The organism is Trichocoleus sp. FACHB-46 (assembly GCF_014695385.1).
In the GTDB taxonomy this organism is placed as follows: domain Bacteria; phylum Cyanobacteriota; class Cyanobacteriia; order FACHB-46; family FACHB-46; genus Trichocoleus.
Genome location: NZ_JACJOD010000022.1, coordinates 206,407 through 223,068 on the forward strand (window position 1 = coordinate 206,407; position 16,662 = coordinate 223,068).

The 16,662-nt window shown below is 48.1% G+C and carries 13 protein-coding genes; 11 read left to right on the plus strand and 2 right to left on the minus strand.

What is annotated here, in order from left to right; all coding sequences use genetic code 11:
- The first annotated feature begins 20 nt into the window (after window positions 1-20).
- On the plus strand, window positions 21-2,744 hold the full coding sequence (locus H6F72_RS13045; RefSeq protein WP_190435900.1) for a valine--tRNA ligase: 2,724 nt from the start codon (window positions 21-23) through the stop codon (window positions 2,742-2,744).
- A gap of 256 nt (window positions 2,745-3,000) precedes the next feature.
- Complete coding sequence (locus tag H6F72_RS13050; RefSeq protein WP_190435903.1) at window positions 3,001-4,107, plus strand: DUF3616 domain-containing protein; 1,107 nt, start codon at window positions 3,001-3,003, stop codon at window positions 4,105-4,107.
- A 2-nt stretch (window positions 4,108-4,109) separates the two neighbouring features.
- Here the strand turns inward: H6F72_RS13050 and H6F72_RS13055 are convergent, their stop codons facing one another.
- Window positions 4,110-5,750 (minus strand): NCS2 family permease, encoded by a 1,641-nt coding sequence (locus H6F72_RS13055; protein ID WP_190435906.1) that lies wholly within the window; start codon window positions 5,748-5,750, stop codon window positions 4,110-4,112.
- A 345-nt stretch (window positions 5,751-6,095) separates the two neighbouring features.
- On the opposite strand from H6F72_RS13055, the gene H6F72_RS13060 reads away from it, so the two are divergent.
- The 3 genes from H6F72_RS13060 (at window position 6,096) to H6F72_RS13070 (ending at window position 7,495) form a co-directional block, all read left to right on the plus strand.
- Window positions 6,096-6,455: a phospholipid-binding protein gene (locus tag H6F72_RS13060; RefSeq protein ID WP_190435909.1), complete on the plus strand. Its 360-nt coding sequence runs from the start codon at window positions 6,096-6,098 to the stop codon at window positions 6,453-6,455.
- A gap of 169 nt (window positions 6,456-6,624) precedes the next feature.
- Window positions 6,625-7,089, plus strand: coding sequence for a hypothetical protein (locus H6F72_RS13065; RefSeq protein ID WP_190435912.1), 465 nt, complete (start codon window positions 6,625-6,627; stop codon window positions 7,087-7,089).
- Window positions 7,090-7,231: 142 nt separating this feature from the next.
- Window positions 7,232-7,495, plus strand: a complete 264-nt coding sequence (locus tag H6F72_RS13070; RefSeq protein WP_190435915.1) for a hypothetical protein — start codon at window positions 7,232-7,234, stop codon at window positions 7,493-7,495.
- Window positions 7,496-7,675: 180 nt separating this feature from the next.
- Here H6F72_RS13070 and H6F72_RS13075 read toward each other — a convergent pair whose 3' ends face one another.
- Window positions 7,676-9,802 (minus strand): AarF/ABC1/UbiB kinase family protein, encoded by a 2,127-nt coding sequence (locus H6F72_RS13075; protein WP_348252079.1) that lies wholly within the window; start codon window positions 9,800-9,802, stop codon window positions 7,676-7,678.
- 288 nt (window positions 9,803-10,090) lie between these two features.
- On the opposite strand from H6F72_RS13075, the gene recN reads away from it, so the two are divergent.
- The 6 genes from recN to H6F72_RS13105 all read left to right on the plus strand — a co-directional run bounded on the left by recN (window position 10,091) and on the right by H6F72_RS13105 (window position 16,649).
- Window positions 10,091-12,040: a DNA repair protein RecN gene (recN, locus tag H6F72_RS13080; protein WP_190435918.1), complete on the plus strand. Its 1,950-nt coding sequence runs from the start codon at window positions 10,091-10,093 to the stop codon at window positions 12,038-12,040.
- Between the two features lie 697 nt (window positions 12,041-12,737).
- Entirely contained in the window at window positions 12,738-13,613 is an 876-nt protein-coding gene (locus H6F72_RS13085; RefSeq protein WP_190435920.1) for a DUF4388 domain-containing protein, read from the plus strand.
- The gene (locus H6F72_RS13090; RefSeq protein ID WP_190435923.1) at window positions 13,613-14,155 is read left to right on the plus strand and encodes an ATP/GTP-binding protein; all 543 of its coding nucleotides are present in this window, start codon (window positions 13,613-13,615) and stop codon (window positions 14,153-14,155) included. Before H6F72_RS13085 ends, H6F72_RS13090 begins: the two co-directional genes overlap by 1 nt.
- Before the next feature lie 408 nt (window positions 14,156-14,563).
- A complete protein-coding gene (locus H6F72_RS13095) occupies window positions 14,564-14,932 on the plus strand; it encodes a roadblock/LC7 domain-containing protein (protein ID WP_190435927.1) in 369 nt (122 codons plus the stop codon).
- Between the two features lie 70 nt (window positions 14,933-15,002).
- A complete protein-coding gene (locus tag H6F72_RS13100) occupies window positions 15,003-15,470 on the plus strand; it encodes a hydrocarbon-binding protein (protein ID WP_190435930.1) in 468 nt (155 codons plus the stop codon).
- 123 nt (window positions 15,471-15,593) lie between these two features.
- Entirely contained in the window at window positions 15,594-16,649 is a 1,056-nt protein-coding gene (locus H6F72_RS13105; RefSeq protein ID WP_190435933.1) for a pentapeptide repeat-containing protein, read from the plus strand.
- The last annotated feature ends 13 nt before the right edge of the window (window positions 16,650-16,662 follow it).

A 16,662-nucleotide genomic window follows, 5' to 3' on the forward strand; every position in this document is an offset into this window, starting at 1 on the left:
TTATCTGTAGATTGCCATTCATGACTGCAACTATCCCGACCCTGGCCAGCCAGTACGACCCCTCCACAACTGAATCTAAGTGGCAAACAGCTTGGGAGCAAAACCAAGTATTTAAGGCTGACCCCAATCATGGTGGAGAGCCTTACTGCGTGGTGATTCCGCCACCCAACGTCACGGGTAGCTTGCACATGGGGCATGCCTTTGAGAGCTCACTGATTGATACCTTGGTGCGCTACCACCGGATGCTGGGCCGCAATACGCTTTGGTTGCCTGGGACTGACCACGCCAGTATTGCGGTGCAGACGATTCTAGACAAGCAACTCAAGGCAGAAGGCAAAACTCGCTACGACCTGGGCCGTGAGCAGTTTCTAGAGCGAGCTTGGCAGTGGAAAGCTGAATCTGGCGGCACGATCGTTAACCAACTCCGGCGCTTGGGGGTCTCGGTTGATTGGTCACGGGAACGCTTCACGATGGACGAAGGGCTGTCGCGTGCGGTCTTAACTGCGTTTGTGCAGCTTTATGAAGAAGGGCTAATCTATCGCGGTCAATATTTGGTCAACTGGTGCCCCGCCACCCAGTCGGCGGTGTCTGACTTGGAAGTAGAACCCCAAGAAGTTAATGGACATCTCTGGCACTTCCGCTATCCGCTCTCCGACGGTTCTGGTTATGTGGAAGTGGCAACGACTCGCCCTGAAACGATGCTGGGTGATACAGCGGTGGCGGTGAATCCCAATGACGATCGTTACAAGCATTTAATTGGCAAAACCCTCGCCCTGCCAATTATGAATCGGGAAATTCCGATCATTGGGGATGAGTACGTCGATGCCACCTTTGGGACGGGTTGCGTCAAAGTTACCCCTGCTCACGACCCCAACGATTTTGAGATGGGCAAGCGTCACAACCTGCCTTTCATCAACATCATGAACAAAGATGGCTCGATGAATGAAAATGCAGGGCCATTCCAGGGACAAGACCGCTTTGTGGCTCGTAAGAATGTCATCGCTCGTCTAGAAGAATTAGAGGTCCTCGTCAAGATTGAGGACTACAAGCACTCGGTTCCCTACAGCGATCGCGGCAAAGTTCCGGTAGAGCCGCTACTCTCGACCCAGTGGTTTGTCAAGATCAAGCCGATGTCCGAGCGGGCGCTGGAGTTTCTTAACCAAAAACAAGAGCCAGTCTTCGTGCCCGATCGCTGGACGAAGGTATACCGGGATTGGTTGGTGAGCTTGCGCGACTGGTGTATCTCACGGCAACTTTGGTGGGGGCATCAAATCCCTGCTTGGTACGCAGTGAGTGAAACCAATGGCGAGATTATGGACAACACGCCCTTTGTGGTTGCCCATAGCGAAGCAGAAGCGAGAGAAAAGGCGATCGCGAAATTTGGCGCGGATGTCCAACTAGCACAAGATCCGGATGTGCTAGATACTTGGTTCTCGTCAGGTCTGTGGCCGTTCTCGACTTTGGGTTGGCCAGAACAAACGGCAGATTTGCAACGCTACTACCCCACCACAACACTCGTGACTGGGTTTGACATTATCTTCTTCTGGGTGGCCCGGATGACGATGATGGCAGGACACTTTACCGGACAAATGCCGTTTGAGACCGTTTACATCCACGGTTTGGTGCGGGATGAAAACAATAAGAAGATGTCGAAGTCAGCCAACAACGGCATCGACCCCCTGTTGCTAATTAACAAATACGGCACCGATGCCCTACGTTACACGTTAATTAGGGAGGTCGTAGGTGCAGGCCAAGATATCCGTTTGGAGTACAACCGCAAAACCGATGAATCCGCCTCGGTAGAAGCGTCTCGCAACTTCACCAATAAGTTGTGGAATGCCTCTCGGTTCGTGATGATGAACCTGGAAGGTCAAACCCCGCAACAGTTAGGAGTTCCTAGTGAGAATTTAGAACTCAGCGATCGCTGGATTCTCTCCCGCTTCTATCAAGTAGTGCAGCAAACCCGCAACGACATCGACAACTTCGGGTTAGGCGAAGCGGCCAAGGGCTTGTATGAGTTCACCTGGGGCGACTTCTGCGATTGGTATATCGAACTCGTCAAGCCTCGCCTACTAGGAGAGAATGCAACCTCTCGCAAAGCAGCTCAGCAAACCTTAGCTTATGTTTTAGAAGGGATTCTCAAACTGTTCCATCCCTTTATGCCGCACATCACCGAGGAGATCTGGCACACGCTGACTCAAGCAGGCGAAGACCAATATTTGGCGGTGCAAGCCTATCCGGAAGTTGATGCCGCCCAAATTGATGCTGAACTAGAGCACCAGTTTGATCTTTTGATCGGCACCATTCGCACCATCCGTAACCTCCGGGCGGAAGCGGATGTCAAGCCAGGAGCTAAGGTACAAACCATTCTGCAAAGTGAGAGCGATCGCGAACGCCAAATCCTTGACCAGGGTCAAGCCTACATCCAAAACCTCGCCAAGGTAGAAACTCTCAGCATTGTGGAGAAGCTAGAATCTGCCCCAGAAGCGATCGCAGGTGTGGTTGGAACTGTGCAAGTTCTTGTGCTGCTCGCAGGTGTAGTGGATGTAGCTGCACTCAAGGCCAAGCTGGAGAAAGACCTCAAAAAGGTAGAAGCCGAGATCGCCGCACTCTCTGGTCGTCTCAGCAACTCCAAGTTTGTGGATAAAGCTCCTGCCGATGTTGTCCAAAGTGCACGAGATACTTTAGCTGAAGCGGAGAAACAAGCCGAGATCCTCAAAGCTCGATTGTCTCAAGTAAGTTAACCTCTCCCCAAACCCCTCTACTACAAGGCGAGGGACTTTGAATAGTTCTCCCCTTCCCACCCCTTTGAGGAAGCAAGCTACAGCAGGGAAGGGGTTAGGGGTTAGATTTCATTCTGATTCCCGCCAGTCAGCTCGATAAATTGCCTGAGATCGATCGCTAAACTCAACCAAAAACGCGATCGCCTGAACATCGCCTGAACATCGCTAAAAGTGAGCTAGCTTGGAACAAAGGCTAGTGTGCCGAAGGAGCAAAACGATGACGAACGGTTTTTTGTTGAGTCGAATTGTTTTGCAGTTTAGTTCTAAGTTTCAGGGGGTTTCTGAAGACCTCTCAGCGGTGATTCACACAAAAGATGGGCACCTGTGGGTTGCCTCCGATGAAGCGGCCACGATCGATCGCTTGTCTTTTGCAGAGCCTTATATTTACAGACACGACAAGCAATTCGCCCTTGCTGATCTGATCAATCTACCCGATCGCAAAAAGGTTGAAGTAGATGTTGAGGGCATGGATTATGCCGATGAATATCTTTGGGTCGTCGGCTCCCACGGTACCAAACGCAAGAAAGTCAAAGACGAAAAAACTGATGAAGAAAATCTGCAACGCTTAACTGAAGTCGAATTTGACCCTAATCGCTACATTCTGGCTCGAATCCCGCTCTGCAATGGAGATTTGGTTAAGTCCTGTCCCCACTCCCAAGACCCGGCCCAACAGTTAACTGCTGCGATCTTAGAACTCACAGCGGGCGGCAATGTCTTGATTGATGCCCTCAAATCTGACCCTCACTTGGGTCCGTTTCTCTCCACCTATACCCAAGCTCAGGACCAGCCTCTACTATTGCCAGGAAAAGATAATGGTTTTGATGTTGAAGGGTTAGCAGTTTATGGCGATCGCATTTTCGTTGGGTTGCGAGGGCCAGTGTTACGCGGCTGGGCAATTATTTTAGAGATCGCCGTGGAGCAGAAAAATCCCGAAACTCTATCCCTAAAACCCATTGGTAAAGAAGGACAACTCTATAAAAAACACTTTTTTGATTTAGGTGGATTAGGCATTCGAGATCTCCATTTTCAAGGCAAAGATCTGTTGATTTTGGCTGGCCCAACGATGGTACTCGACGGCTCCATTCGAGTGTTTCGTCTCACCAAAGCTTTAGATTTGGATGAAAACAGTCTGTGTGAACAAGCAGAGGGAGAGCTAGAACTCTTATTTGATATTCCCTACGGCATCGGGTGCGATCGCGCCGAAGGCATGACCTTGTTTACCTGTATCAGCAACTCTCCCTCACTGATGGTGGTTTATGATGCGCCTTCAGAAACCCGCAAACGAGATCTAAACGGCGTTTTGGCCGATGTTTTCAAACTGTGAGCTTAGTCTTGCGAGTACTCCTGAGGGCCAGAGATTTCGTTGAGTAGGGGCTCTGGACTTTCGCTCTTGGCCTTCCGGGTTTGCCAGGCTGCATAGAAAAATAGAATCGCTAGCAAACAGTAACCCACGGCCCAGTCCCCCCCAGCACCCCAACCCAAGTGGATGATCGTGTCCGCGATCGCCCAGTTGTAGCTGTGCATCAACCCCACCCAAGAGAGTACGGCTGCGGCTAGCGACCACAGGGCGGCTTGCTTAAACTTGCGCTCAATAATATAGACGGTGATTCCTGCGAGGAGCATGGCAGAAAAGATAAATCCTTGCTCTAAGGCAAAGGCTCCGTCAATAAACATGCCGCTGTTTTGGAAGGATTTAATCAGCTCAGGCGCAAACGGCTGAGCAGGAGTGCCCAAACCCGCAGCCCGCAGAGCATTCTTGGCAACCAGTACTCCCCAAGCCGCGATCGCAGGTAACAGTCCCACAACCACGGCTGGAGCATGACGCAGCGGTGTAGCCGTAAAGCTCTGGGCCACAATCACAATTGCAATCCACAGCACGATCGCCATTCCCGCTTCAATGGGCACAAAGTAAGCCAGCAAGCCGACCGTTCCGCTCAAACACAACAGCGCCATCACAACGCCATTAAGCGTCGAATAACCGACTCGCGCACCCAGCGCTTTCCAACCAGGATGGCCAATGTAAATCGTTGTGGGAAAACAAGAACCACAGACGGCTGCCACAATTGTGCCAATGCCATTGACCGCCAAACAAGGAGCAGATGGGTAAGAGTCTCCAGCGGCTTCCGCACTCTCCAAATTCTGAATGCTGCCAATTAAGTTAAACAGGCCCATTGGCAAAATCACGCTCAAGTAATCGATCAAGACCGATCGCCCTTGCCATAACTCGCCTAGCCAGAATCTTGGCAAGTAAACGCCGATGGGTTCTAAAGCCGTTGCAAAGCTAGTCGCATCCCAACCGACCAATCCTGTGCCCCAAGCCAGCCCTATCCCCAGTAGTACCGCTAGCAGCCCCCCTGGAATCGCAAAGCGCACTTGCCCAAAATAAGTCAGAAGAATTACACCCAGAGGGACTAACCCCACAATTGGACTAGCAAACGTGCGAAACAGGAAGTCCATTGCAATGAAGGTTACGGCAATACCACCCAAGGTTGAGAGCAATGCGGCTCTCGGTGCCAGTCGGCGCAAACCCTCCCCAATCCAAGCACCTGCTAGTTCAATTAACCCTGAGCCTAAACAGGCGACTAAACCTGCCTGCCAAGCTAGTTCTGCTGCCTGCTCTGGGGGCATACCTTGAGCGATCGCGGCTAGTTTAACAGGCAGCATCACCAGAAATACATAAGCAAAGAGGCTAACGGTGTTGATGCCGTAGGGCAAAGCAGTAATGTCATCCCGCTGCTCCCGCTGGCCTTGTCGATACGCCAGCCAAGCATAGTAAAAGTTACCAACAATTAAGCTAAGCGCCACACCAGGTAGAATGCGGCCATACAAAATTGCGCCTGGAAAATTTAAGACTCCCTGGCACAGGCTAACAATCACCAAAATTTGAATAAAATTGTCGAGGGCGAGGCCAAAAAAGCCATCAATATCTCTGCGGACAAACCACCGTGGAGAGTCAATTGTTTGCATGGGTATGCTCCAGTCTCTGTAGCCAAGAGTTCGGTGTCAAACAAGCTACAATTCGCTAGTATCTCAGACTAAAGCCCTCATGCTCACAAGCGAATAATAGTCCTAGCTCTTGTAGAGAGTGATATTCGAGGCTACCCTGTCACTTTTGCAAAAAATGTAATTCTTAATACCAACTTTTTTGAAAGGCACTGTTTTTTAGGCAGCTCATCATCTGCCATCTATGCCCTGTATCGGCGTTAACAAAGTTTCATAAACCAACAACTGTCGTAAGATGGATGGTTAATCTTGTTAAATAATTCTTTAATCAACTAACATTCTGATCAAGCTCCAAAAGACGTAGAACTTATGGGTTCATCACCAACGACCTTAGAACTTAAGCTAGAAAAAGCTACTACCTCAAGCCGCAGCCAAGTTTTTGGCACCGTGACCACTCAGATCGGCTTACTGCAAACGATTCCTCCAGAGCGGGTTGGCTTAAATGGTGAGTACGACCATAGCGGTTTAGCTAAGCGGGTCCAGTTAGCGTTTCAACAGACCTTCAGCTCTGAACAAATTCAGGCGCTCTCTGTATCCCAGCGCGGCAGAGTGGTTGTGCTCAAAGGGCGAGTTTCCCAAGGCTTACTGCAAAGGCTAGTGGAGATCGCTGCCAAAATTCATGGAGCCACCGATGTTGAAACTTATGCAGTGACTTCCATTGAAGAATAAAGCTAGAGCCATCGTCTCAGCGATCGCTCCTTCGAGCTTGAATAATTCTGAGCGATCGCCCTTCGCGACTAGGCTTGAGAATTAGGCTTGAGAATTGGGCTTGAAGACATCTTCGTAAAACGAGATATACTGTCTCTCAAGAATATGCTTATGTTTAGCTTGAGTTGCGATGCTGCATTTAGCCCAAGTGCAAAAAAAAGGATTTTTAGGAAAGGCTGAGTTGCAGTTGCTCGCCCGTCAAAAATCTGAAACAACCTGGGTCTTGGCGGCTAAAGAAGATGTGGTTTTATCTGCTGAAGCCCATGCTTTTGGTGAAGGGACATTAGTTCTAGTTGAAGTGTCAGAAGATCGTCAAGTGGCCAACGTCCAAGACGCTACAGAGTGGGTCCTTGAGTTAGTTCAGAAATATTTGATTGCAGGCCTGACGCCTGCTCTTTTGCAGCAAGAAGCAGAAAGGGCTGAGCAATGGCGACAGTCTTTGACTTTACAAAGCCAGGAATTAGGCCGACGCACGCTAGAAGTAGAAGCGCGGCGTGAGCAGATTCAGGAACTTGAGGAAAACTTGAAGCGCGAGAAACAAGAGCTAGAAGCATTAGCGCAGCAGTTAAAAGTTTCTCTACAAAACGAGTCATAGCAGAGCGAAAAATTGTAGCTAATCTTACAGAGCGAAAAGTCCTTCTCAAGGAAGAATTTTCGCCACCCAAGTTTAAGTTAATTTGAGATTAAGAAATATTTAACAATAGAACTTAGTGTCGCTACATCACTAAAGGGTGGCTATGGCAAATTGTAATAACGCAGCTAAAGACAACTTTTTTTATCCTAGGAGCCGTTACTACGGTACTTTTACACCTGAAACGTTAGCTTTTAATGCCAACCTGCAAGAGTTCTCCCAGAAAGTTGCCTATATTTCCGCTCTAGAGACAGGTGGCAAACTTCCTCCTGAGCAGGCCTATAAGCAAGTTAAAACTCTGTGGAAACAGTTAAAGCGCAGTCGCAAGGCTTTAGGAATCAGTCCCAATCTATACCCTGACAACCAGTAATTGCGTGAGCCATAGAAGCCCTAATAGATTCCTCTGTCACGGCTACATCTGTACATAGGCACATGTAGCAGAGTTGCCAGGAAGACCCTAAAAATAGCTCTCTACTAAAGGCCCTCAAAATTAAAGCGATCGCCTAACTCTTATTTTCTGGAGTTAGGCGATCGCTTTAATTCGGTTAATTTATCGGCTAACAGCGGCGGGTAGAGCCAGATGAGGAGATGAGTTACCGTTAGCTTGCCTCGAGAAGCCATTCTTTGTACTAGCAGCCCCAGGAGCAGCCTCGTCTTTGAGTAACACTTCACGAATGAAGCGAGCTGCCACACGTTGCGCTAAACCACTGGCGATCTGCTGTCCCATGTGCTGTGTCTCTGGCTTAGCTAATAGCCGAGGAATTAAGGGTAACAGTTGAGCCGCATCAAAACCTTGGGTTTCGCGCAAGATGCCCCAAATTCGTTTGATATGGTCCAAACTCTGTTGCTCGTCAGCAGGAGCAGCACCTTGCTGGTTAACTGCTAAGCCTACCCTTTCGCGCACCATATAGCTGAGGTTGTGAAAGGCATTGCGACCCAGTGCATCTACCCCTTTAATAATTTCATCAACTAACCTATTGCGAATAAACACGCCTCGCTCGGAAAAGAGAAAATCTACTGCCTGAGTCATGACTTGATTTAAGTCATAGTCTTGGCTGTCGCGAGCATTCTTGAGCAAGTTCTCTAAACGGTTCCAGCGGAAACTGCCATCTTTGAAGAGCAGGTCACGCAGAGAATTCCGCAATTCCGGTGCTGGATCAGTCAGCAAGCGCTTGGAAACATAAGGATAAGCTTTGCTGAGAACCTTGAAGTTAGGATCTACGTTGATCGCAATGCCTTCTAGCGTAACGAGCGATCGGATGATCAGTGCGTAGTAAGCTGGCACTCGGAAGGGATATTCGTACATCAGCGCCGAAAATTCATCGGTGATGCTCTTGAAATTTAACTCTGCTACACTCGCGCCGAGGGCGTTACTGAAAACGTTAGCTAGAGCTGGAATGATCGGAGTTAGGTCAGTTTCAGGAGTGAGAAATTCCAGCTTCACATAATCGTGAGCCAAACCCTCAAAGTCCCGGTTGACCATATGCACCACGGCTTCAATCAGGCCGTAGCGCTGGTAGGGCTTGACTTCGCTCATCATGCCGAAATCTAGATAAGCCAGCTTGCCATCGGGTGTGGCTAGCAAGTTGCCTGGGTGCGGATCAGCATGGAAAAAGCCATGCTCTAGCAGTTGGCGCAAAGAACACTGCACCCCCACCTCAATCAGGTAGCTGGCATCAATGCCTTGAGCTTTGAGTTGCTCTGGCTGAGTCAGCTTGGTGCCGTTGATCCACTCCATCGTCAGCACGCGCCGCTGAGTATAGTCCCAATAAATTTTAGGGACGTAAATATCTTGCAAGTGACCGTAAAGCTGAGCAAAGCGTTCTGCATTGTGCCCTTCGTGGATATAGTCCATCTCTTCAAAGACGCGGCTACCGAATTCATCCAAGATGGCAATGAGGTCACTCCGGACTTGTTTAATGTTTCGCTGTGCCCAACCCGCTAGACCCCTGAGTAGATACAAGTCCAGGGTAATATTTTGGGCCAATCCGGGCCGTTGTACCTTAACGGCGACCAGTTCCCCAGTTTTAAGCCTGCCTTTGTAGACCTGCCCTAAAGATGCTGCCGCAATAGGTTGAGGCGTTAGTTCGGCATAAATCTCTTCTGGGCGATCGCCGAGCTCTTCTTCAATAAACTGGTAAGCCAGCTCGTTGGGGAAAGGAGGTAGCTGATCCTGGAGTTGCGTTAGTTCTTCTAGAAACAGCGGCGGAACCAGATCAGGCCGAGTGGAGAGAGCTTGCCCCACTTTTATGTAGGCTGGCCCTAAGGCAGTCAAGACTTCCCGCAAGCGCACGGCGCGAAGGCGTTGATTTTTAGCTGCTTGTCCTGTCCGCTTGTCCCACCACAAGCTCAGCCCAAAGGTCAGAAATGGCCAAATGATGGTGAGCAAACGACCCCATACTTGCAACGGTTTGGAGCGGTAGTAGTCCGCGATCGCTACTGGGTCATAGCGTAAGCCAGCAACTTCTGGATCAAATTCCGCTTCAGCCACAGGTTCGGGCATTAGCATTTCTGGCGGCAAGGCGACTGGCTCACTTTTTACCGTAATGGTTGAGGCCGTGATGGTTGAAGGGGAGGTTGAGTTTGTCACTACTATTCCGGCTGGAATAGCAGACTCTGGCTGAACTGAGCGTAAGTCAGTTCGCGTAGCAGTAGAAGATATCTCAACATTCTTCATGGGTTCAGGACTGATTGGGGAGCAGCGATGTTAAGTATTGTAACAACTCAATTCATCATAGCTCTGAGTTCATTTTCACTCTAGCTTTTGATTGAATTGCTCAATTCTCATTTCGGGGTAAGGGAAGCAGGGGTACGGCAACTCACACTAAACTAAATGGGTAGCCCCCTGTGATTCGATGTGATTTCCACCAGGAGACCTGGTTTTACCTGCTGCTTAGGACGCAGTATCTTCAGTGTCTAGGGAGTTCGAAGTTTTTTCCTCTTCCTTCAAGGTCAATTCTGCCTCATGTTGCTTTCTCTTCGGATTGAAAACTTTGCTCTAATCGATCGCCTGGAATTAGAGTTCAGCACCGGTCTGAATGTCTTGACGGGCGAAACAGGTGCTGGCAAATCAATTATTTTAGATGCGATTGACGCAGCCTTGGGTGGTAAGGTGACGAGTCGGGCCATTCGGACTGGAGCCGATCGTGGTTTAGTAGAGGCTACGTTTGCTCTGGACCCGTCGTTAGCTGCTTGGCTGACGGAGCAAGAAATTGACCTCCTAGATGATGCCTCTCTGGTTTGTAGCCGCGAAATGGTGGCAGGCCAGAGCACCCTGCGCAGCCGATCGCGCCTGAATGGAGTGCTGGTGAACAAGCAGCAAATGGAAATTCTTCGCGATCGCCTGGTAGAAATCACGGCCCAAGGCCAAACCATGCAGTTAGGGCAGGCCGCAAATCAGCGTGAGTGGCTGGATGGTTTTGGGGGGCCACCGCTCCTAGAACAACGGGCAGGAGTGAGTAGTGCCTTTATTGCTTATCAACAGGCTTCACAAGCTTTAGAGAAGCGGCGACACTCCGAGAGCCAGCGGCTGCAACAACTAGACCTATATCAATATCAGTTGCGAGAGTTAAGCACTGCCAACTTGGCGGAAGCGGATGAGCTAGAGCAACTGGAGCAAGAACGGCAGCGACTCAGCCATAGTGTGGAATTGCAGCAGCAAAGTTATCAGGCGTATCAAGCCCTCTATCAAAACGATGCTGGGGAGCCTGCCTGTGCCGACCTGCTGGGCAATACCGAAGTAATTTTGAACGATATGCTGCGCTACGACCCTGAATTGCAGCCAATTTTAGATCTAGTAACCGATGCCCTGGCCCAAATTCAGGAAGCGGGGCGGCAAATTAATGCCTATGGTGAAAGCGTCGAAACTGATCCCCAGCGGTTGCAGGATGTGGAAGACCGCATCGCTGAACTGAAACAAATTTGCCGCAAATATGGCCCTACCTTAGCCGATGCGATCGCCTTTCAACAGCGCGTGCAGTCAGAGCTAGAAGCTCTCACCGGAGGTGGTTTATCGCTAGAAGAGTTAGAGCAAACTTACCAAGAACGCCGAACTGCTCTAGTAACAGTGTGTGCCCAGCTGACTGAATTACGGCAAGTTGCCGCCCGTGAGCTAGAAGACCGCCTGATTCGAGAATTAAAGCCGCTGGCAATGGAGAAGGTGCAGTTTCAAGTGCAAATTGCGCCGATCGCCCCTACTGCCAACGGAGCCGATCAAATCACCTTCTTGTTTAGCCCTAACCCTGGAGAACCTTTACAACCATTAAACGAGACTGCTTCCGGTGGGGAAATGAGTCGTTTTCTACTGGCGATTAAAGCTTGTTTCTCGCAAGTCGATTTGATTGGCACACTCGTTTTTGATGAAATCGATGTGGGGGTTTCCGGTCGGGTAACCCAGGCGATCGCTGAGAAACTATACCAACTGAGCCAGCAGCACCAAGTCCTCTGTGTGACTCACCAACCGATTGTGGCGGCGATGGCAGACTATCACTTCCATGTCGATAAGCAAGCGATCGCTGAGCCTGTGGTGGTGGCAACCAAGAACGGCAAACGCAGTCAATCTAAAGGCAAGCCAGCCGCAGCTACAGAAATAGAAACAGAAACTACAGCCGTTGACCTGATCACCTCCGAAGCAGATTTAGAAGCCATCCGGACGGTGGTGCGTGTCACAACTCTAGACCCCAACCAGCGTCGAGAAGAACTAGCCCAACTTGCGGGAGGGCGCTCAGTTCAAGAAGCGATCGCCTTTGCCGACTCTCTGCTGGCCCAAGCAGCCGACCTGCGCCAAACGCCTGCAACCACTACAATTGCCCCTGTTGAGACTGTTACACCAGCGGAAGTCAACTCTAAATCAAAGACACGCTCAACCTCTACTCGGGCTAAAGCCTCGCGATCGCAAGCTCCAAAAAAGGCTTAGTTCATCATTTTGGTGTTATTAATATCACACGTTTCTTACTTGCGTCAGCAGGGCTATTGAGCTGCAACCAATTAACTTCAAGAGTTTACATGCGTTGTTGAGCTTTGATAGCAACGTATATTTTTTTACTAGACCACTTTAAAAAATATATTTCACTATCTATAGCGATCCCAAATGGGTTGCACCTCTCACAACCCGCCAATTTTAGAAATCATTTAGGACTGCTATATGTTCAATGATTAAAAACTCAGCCATTTTGCTGAAAGTCGATACCAAACAGATTGAAAACTGAGGTTGCTGAGAATTATTAAACTCATTTGGGCAAACTGAGCGAGTGATATTGAGAAATCAATTAGTCAAGCAACTAAACAGTGACCTATGGAGGCAGACAGGAATCTGTTCGAGATTAACTTTGCTTACAAGGTGGCGGAATATTTTTAAGCCATATATCGCATGCAAAGTCTTTTTACTTTGCCTTATAACTGTCCTTGAAGCTATATTTTTTAGTCATGACCATTATTCTTGAAACTAGTTGACAGTCTACAAACAAAAATTTATATCTGTAAACTTCTACTCAAAAAATCAACAGGTATAAATTAAAGACGAAAATCCTAAGAACTAATACTTCATCTACCTATTAAACATATTCGTAGGGTTGATATTATCCCTATCAACCCTAAAATCAGGGATTGCCAACATGACTTTAGCTAGTTCTCTCACAGACTTTTCTTTAGCAGAGCTGTTCCGAATGATTGACCAAGGACGCAAGTCGGGTCGTTTGACGCTTCTCATCGCCGGCGATGCTCCAACCTCTCAAGCGCCCGTTTGTCGATACATTTGGTTTCGGCAGGGACGAGTCATTGCTGCGGCTGACCGTTTAGATGGGCAAGGCTTAATTTCCCAAATTACAACGAGAGGATGGTTGAGCCAGCGAGTGATTGAAAGATTGGGTAATCTTGCTGGAGGAGAAACTCCTTTAGGGTTGACCTTAAAAACTCAAGGAGCGCTGCAAGCCGAACAATTAAATTTGCTTTTTTCAGCTCAGATGCAGCAAATTTGGAGCTTATTTGGGATTCAAACAGGGCGGTTTGATTTAGATGGTAAAGCTACTTTACCTAGCACTGAAATGACGGGTTTGAGTTTGCCAGCAATGGAAGTTGCTCTGGCAGGTTTGAGAGCCATGAAAGATTGGACTACATTGACTGACGTGCTACCAGAGGCCAACTCAGCCATCCAAAGCATCATTCCAGGAAAACCGCAATTCCGCTTGAATCCTGTTGAGTCCCAAATTTGGGAATTTGCCAGTGGTTCAGTTTCTCTGAACGCGATCGCTAAGCAACTCAATCAACCCGTTGCTAAAGTTCAACAAGCAGCCTTTCGACTCATGCTAGCCGGTTTAGTAGAGGAGCTTCCTCTGATCACATCTGGTTCAAATGTCAAAGGCCCTCCAATAGTTCTCGATCCGATCGAGCAGTTTCCAGAGGAGCCCAAGAAGACAGAAACCGCAGAAAAATCCAAAGTGAGCAACTCCTTTCTGCAAAACTTGGTTGGCTTTTTACGGAGCAAGAGCTAATGGAAATTTTACGAATTGTTGTAACAGGAACAGTCGGGGCGGGAAAGACCACTTTCATCCGTACCATTAGCGAAATTGATGTGGTCGATACAGACCGTCGAGCCACCGATGAAGTAGCTGAGCAAAAGCGCAATACCACAGTCGCCTTTGACTTTGGTCGTTTGACTTTTGCCCCTGGCCAAGCCATGCATCTATATGGCACACCTGGTCAATCGCGATTTGACTTTATGTGGGACATGCTGATTGAGAAAGCACATGCCTACATTTTGTTACTAGATGCCAATCGGCCTCAAGACTTTCGTTATGGTCGGCGAATTTTGGCTTTCATGAATCAGCGAGTACAAATTCCCATGATTATTGGGCTGACTCATATGGATTGCCCTGGGGCATGGGATGCAGAAAACGTTGCTTTGGCCTTAGGGTTATTAGATCCAGCTTCTCGGCCTCCCATTGTAACTGTGAATGCCAATGAGAAAGAGTCTGTATTCGAAACTCTCGTTACTTTAATTGAGCAACTGATGGGAACTGCCGCTGTGAAGTAAAGAAATATCGTAGAGATTTGGTTTTACCAGGAGTTAGCTGCTCTAGGCTCTAAATTGATTCTCTACCGAATTCTTTCACTTCACATGTTATAAAGTCTCCTTCCTTGTGAAGAATAACTCAAGTAAAAAGCGCAAGAATTTAATTAGCAGATTTAATCAATAATTTATTCTTGCTTGACCTGTTATAAAGTCTCATTTCTTGTGAATAATAAGTCAAGCAGAGGGCATAAAGAGTTTAGTTAAGAGGCAATTTCAACTACTGAATATATCACTTCATTCAGTGAGTTACTATCAGAAATAAGATGGATAAAATAGAAGACTAACCAGATTTGTTGCCAGCTTCTGGATGAAAATTTTAACTTCTCCATCTCGCCAAACACTCACAACACTACCATCGAGGAACAAGCCATGATTGTTGTTTCAGCTCTACAAGATGTTCTCCAAAATTTCGTTAGCGGCACCCCCGATGTTCAAGGTGCAGCTCTAGTTAGCCCTGATGGCCTTGCTTTAGCTTCTGCTCTTCCTGCCGGGTTTGACGAAGAAAGAACATCGGCAATGTCTGCGGCCATGATCTCTTTAGGCGAGCGAATTGGCCAGGAGTTAGCGCGGGGAGCAATTGACCGGATTTTTGTGGAAGGCGAGAAAGGCTACGGAGTGCTAGTGGGTTGTGGCACCGAAGCCGTACTTCTAGTCCTAGCTAGTTCTAGCGCCAAGCAAGGCTTGTTGAACTTAGAGATTAAGCGAGCGGTTGCCTCAATCACTCCTATGGTCAGCTAGAAATAACGCTTGACTCAACTGAAACCAAGTATTCGTCGATCTTCATCTTCAAAAAATTAGGGAATCATTCATGACTACGTCGCGTGAACAACTCGGAGATTTCAGCAGTATCGTTTGCCTAAAGTCCATCATTGTTGGCATGGAAGATGCCTTAGGTGAGAAAGCAACTGCCATCTCTTTAATTGCAGCAGGTCGGGCTCGGGGCAAAAAGCTGGCAGCAGAATTAGGCTTGGTCAACTCAGCAGTGTCCTTGGAAGATGCTACCTCCAAGGTGGCCCACGCTTTGGGAAAGGATGGAACTCGTTTGCTGGTCCTAGACAAAATTGAGCGAGACGGTGGCACCATCAAAGTGTATACACAGGAGACTATCTGCTCTGCTGGCGAACCTCAAGGCTCAGAGCGAAAGTGCACTTTTACCCTAGGTGCTGTTTGGGGGGCATTAGAGGCAATTCTAAGTAAGCGCTTACAAGGTAAGCATACTGAATCTGTTCTGCGTGGTGGCACCCATGATGTTTTTGAATTTACTCAACTAGGATAAGCGTCAAAGTGCAAAGGTACTCTTGAATAAGAATGAGCAGCGCCATGAATCAAAGTTCAATTGCTACGGCGTTGCTCATTTTTTACATGCTAAATAGTGTTTTAAATCTTCAGGGATGAGCAGATGATGAGTAGGAGTGGGCAGGAAAGCATTCAAGCTGCGGCTGAATTGTTGGAGCAATACAGCTCGGGTAGAAGAGACTTTTGTCAAGCAGAGCTAAGCCAAGCAAATTTAATTGAAGCCGTACTCTGTGAAGCTGACCTCTCGAAATCTAATTTGACTGAATCTAATTTGATTCTGGCTAACCTCTCTCAAGCTAATTTAACTGGAGCAGTTTTAGTTCGGGCCAACTTGAATGGAGCAGAGTTAATTAATGCCAACCTTAGTCAATCTAATCAAGTCCAAGCTGGTTTAATTGGAGCCAATCTGAGCGGAGCCAATCTGAGCGGAGCCAATCTGAGCGGAGCCAATCTGAGCGGAGCCAATCTGAGCGGAGCCAATCTGAGCGGAGCCAATCTGAGCGGAGCCAATCTGAGCGGAGCCAATCTGAGCGGAGCCAATCTGAGCGGAGCCAATCTGAGCGGAGCCAATCTGAGTGGAATAGATTTTCACAAAGTATTTTGTAGCCTGACGACTTGTTTCCCTCCAGACTTTAATGTGGGGGCGGCAGGGATATATGTTCTAAAACCCGATATCTCTCTACAGAATGTAGATTTAAGCCAAGCTAACTTAGACTGGGTAGATCTGAATTTCGCTTCTCTACAAAAGGTTACTTTAGTCGAAGCAACATTACGTCAAGCAGGTTTGGCTTATGCCAATTTAAGCAATTCAAATTTAAGTAAAGCTAATTTAACCGCAGCCAATCTTAGCCAAGCTAACTTAGAAACTGCTAATTTGACAGCCGCCATCTTAAATGATGCGAATTTAGGACAAGCAAAATTAGCTAAAGCTAACCTCAATCAAGCAATTCTAGTAAACGCTAATTTAAGTGAAGCTAATCTAGAATCTAGTCATCTAATTGGGGCTAATTTATGCGGAGCAGATTTAAGTAAGGCTAAGCTTTCCCAAGCAAATCTGCAAGATGCTATTTATGATCAAGGTAGTGACTTTGCCGCCGGAACTCGTTTCCCAAAGGGCTTCAATCCTGAAAGGGCTGGAGCTTCTATTCGTAATGCTTAAAGCATAGTTATCT

Excerpts from the sequence above, each read along its gene's own strand:
- H6F72_RS13100 (WP_190435930.1), top strand. The coding sequence starts at position 15,003 with ATGACTACGTCGCGTGAACAACTCGGAGATTTCAGCAGTATCGTTTGC.
- recN (WP_190435918.1), top strand. The coding sequence starts at position 10,091 with ATGTTGCTTTCTCTTCGGATTGAAAACTTTGCTCTAATCGATCGCCTG.
- H6F72_RS13075 (WP_348252079.1), bottom strand. The coding sequence starts at position 9,802 with ATGAAGAATGTTGAGATATCTTCTACTGCTACGCGAACTGACTTACGC.
- H6F72_RS13105 (WP_190435933.1), top strand. The coding sequence starts at position 15,594 with ATGATGAGTAGGAGTGGGCAGGAAAGCATTCAAGCTGCGGCTGAATTG.
- H6F72_RS13060 (WP_190435909.1), top strand. The coding sequence starts at position 6,096 with ATGGGTTCATCACCAACGACCTTAGAACTTAAGCTAGAAAAAGCTACT.
- H6F72_RS13095 (WP_190435927.1), top strand. The coding sequence starts at position 14,564 with ATGATTGTTGTTTCAGCTCTACAAGATGTTCTCCAAAATTTCGTTAGC.
- H6F72_RS13045 (WP_190435900.1), top strand. The coding sequence starts at position 21 with ATGACTGCAACTATCCCGACCCTGGCCAGCCAGTACGACCCCTCCACA.
- H6F72_RS13090 (WP_190435923.1), top strand. The coding sequence starts at position 13,613 with ATGGAAATTTTACGAATTGTTGTAACAGGAACAGTCGGGGCGGGAAAG.
- H6F72_RS13070 (WP_190435915.1), top strand. The coding sequence starts at position 7,232 with ATGGCAAATTGTAATAACGCAGCTAAAGACAACTTTTTTTATCCTAGG.
- H6F72_RS13085 (WP_190435920.1), top strand. The coding sequence starts at position 12,738 with ATGACTTTAGCTAGTTCTCTCACAGACTTTTCTTTAGCAGAGCTGTTC.
- H6F72_RS13055 (WP_190435906.1), bottom strand. The coding sequence starts at position 5,750 with ATGCAAACAATTGACTCTCCACGGTGGTTTGTCCGCAGAGATATTGAT.
- H6F72_RS13065 (WP_190435912.1), top strand. The coding sequence starts at position 6,625 with ATGCTGCATTTAGCCCAAGTGCAAAAAAAAGGATTTTTAGGAAAGGCT.
- H6F72_RS13050 (WP_190435903.1), top strand. The coding sequence starts at position 3,001 with ATGACGAACGGTTTTTTGTTGAGTCGAATTGTTTTGCAGTTTAGTTCT.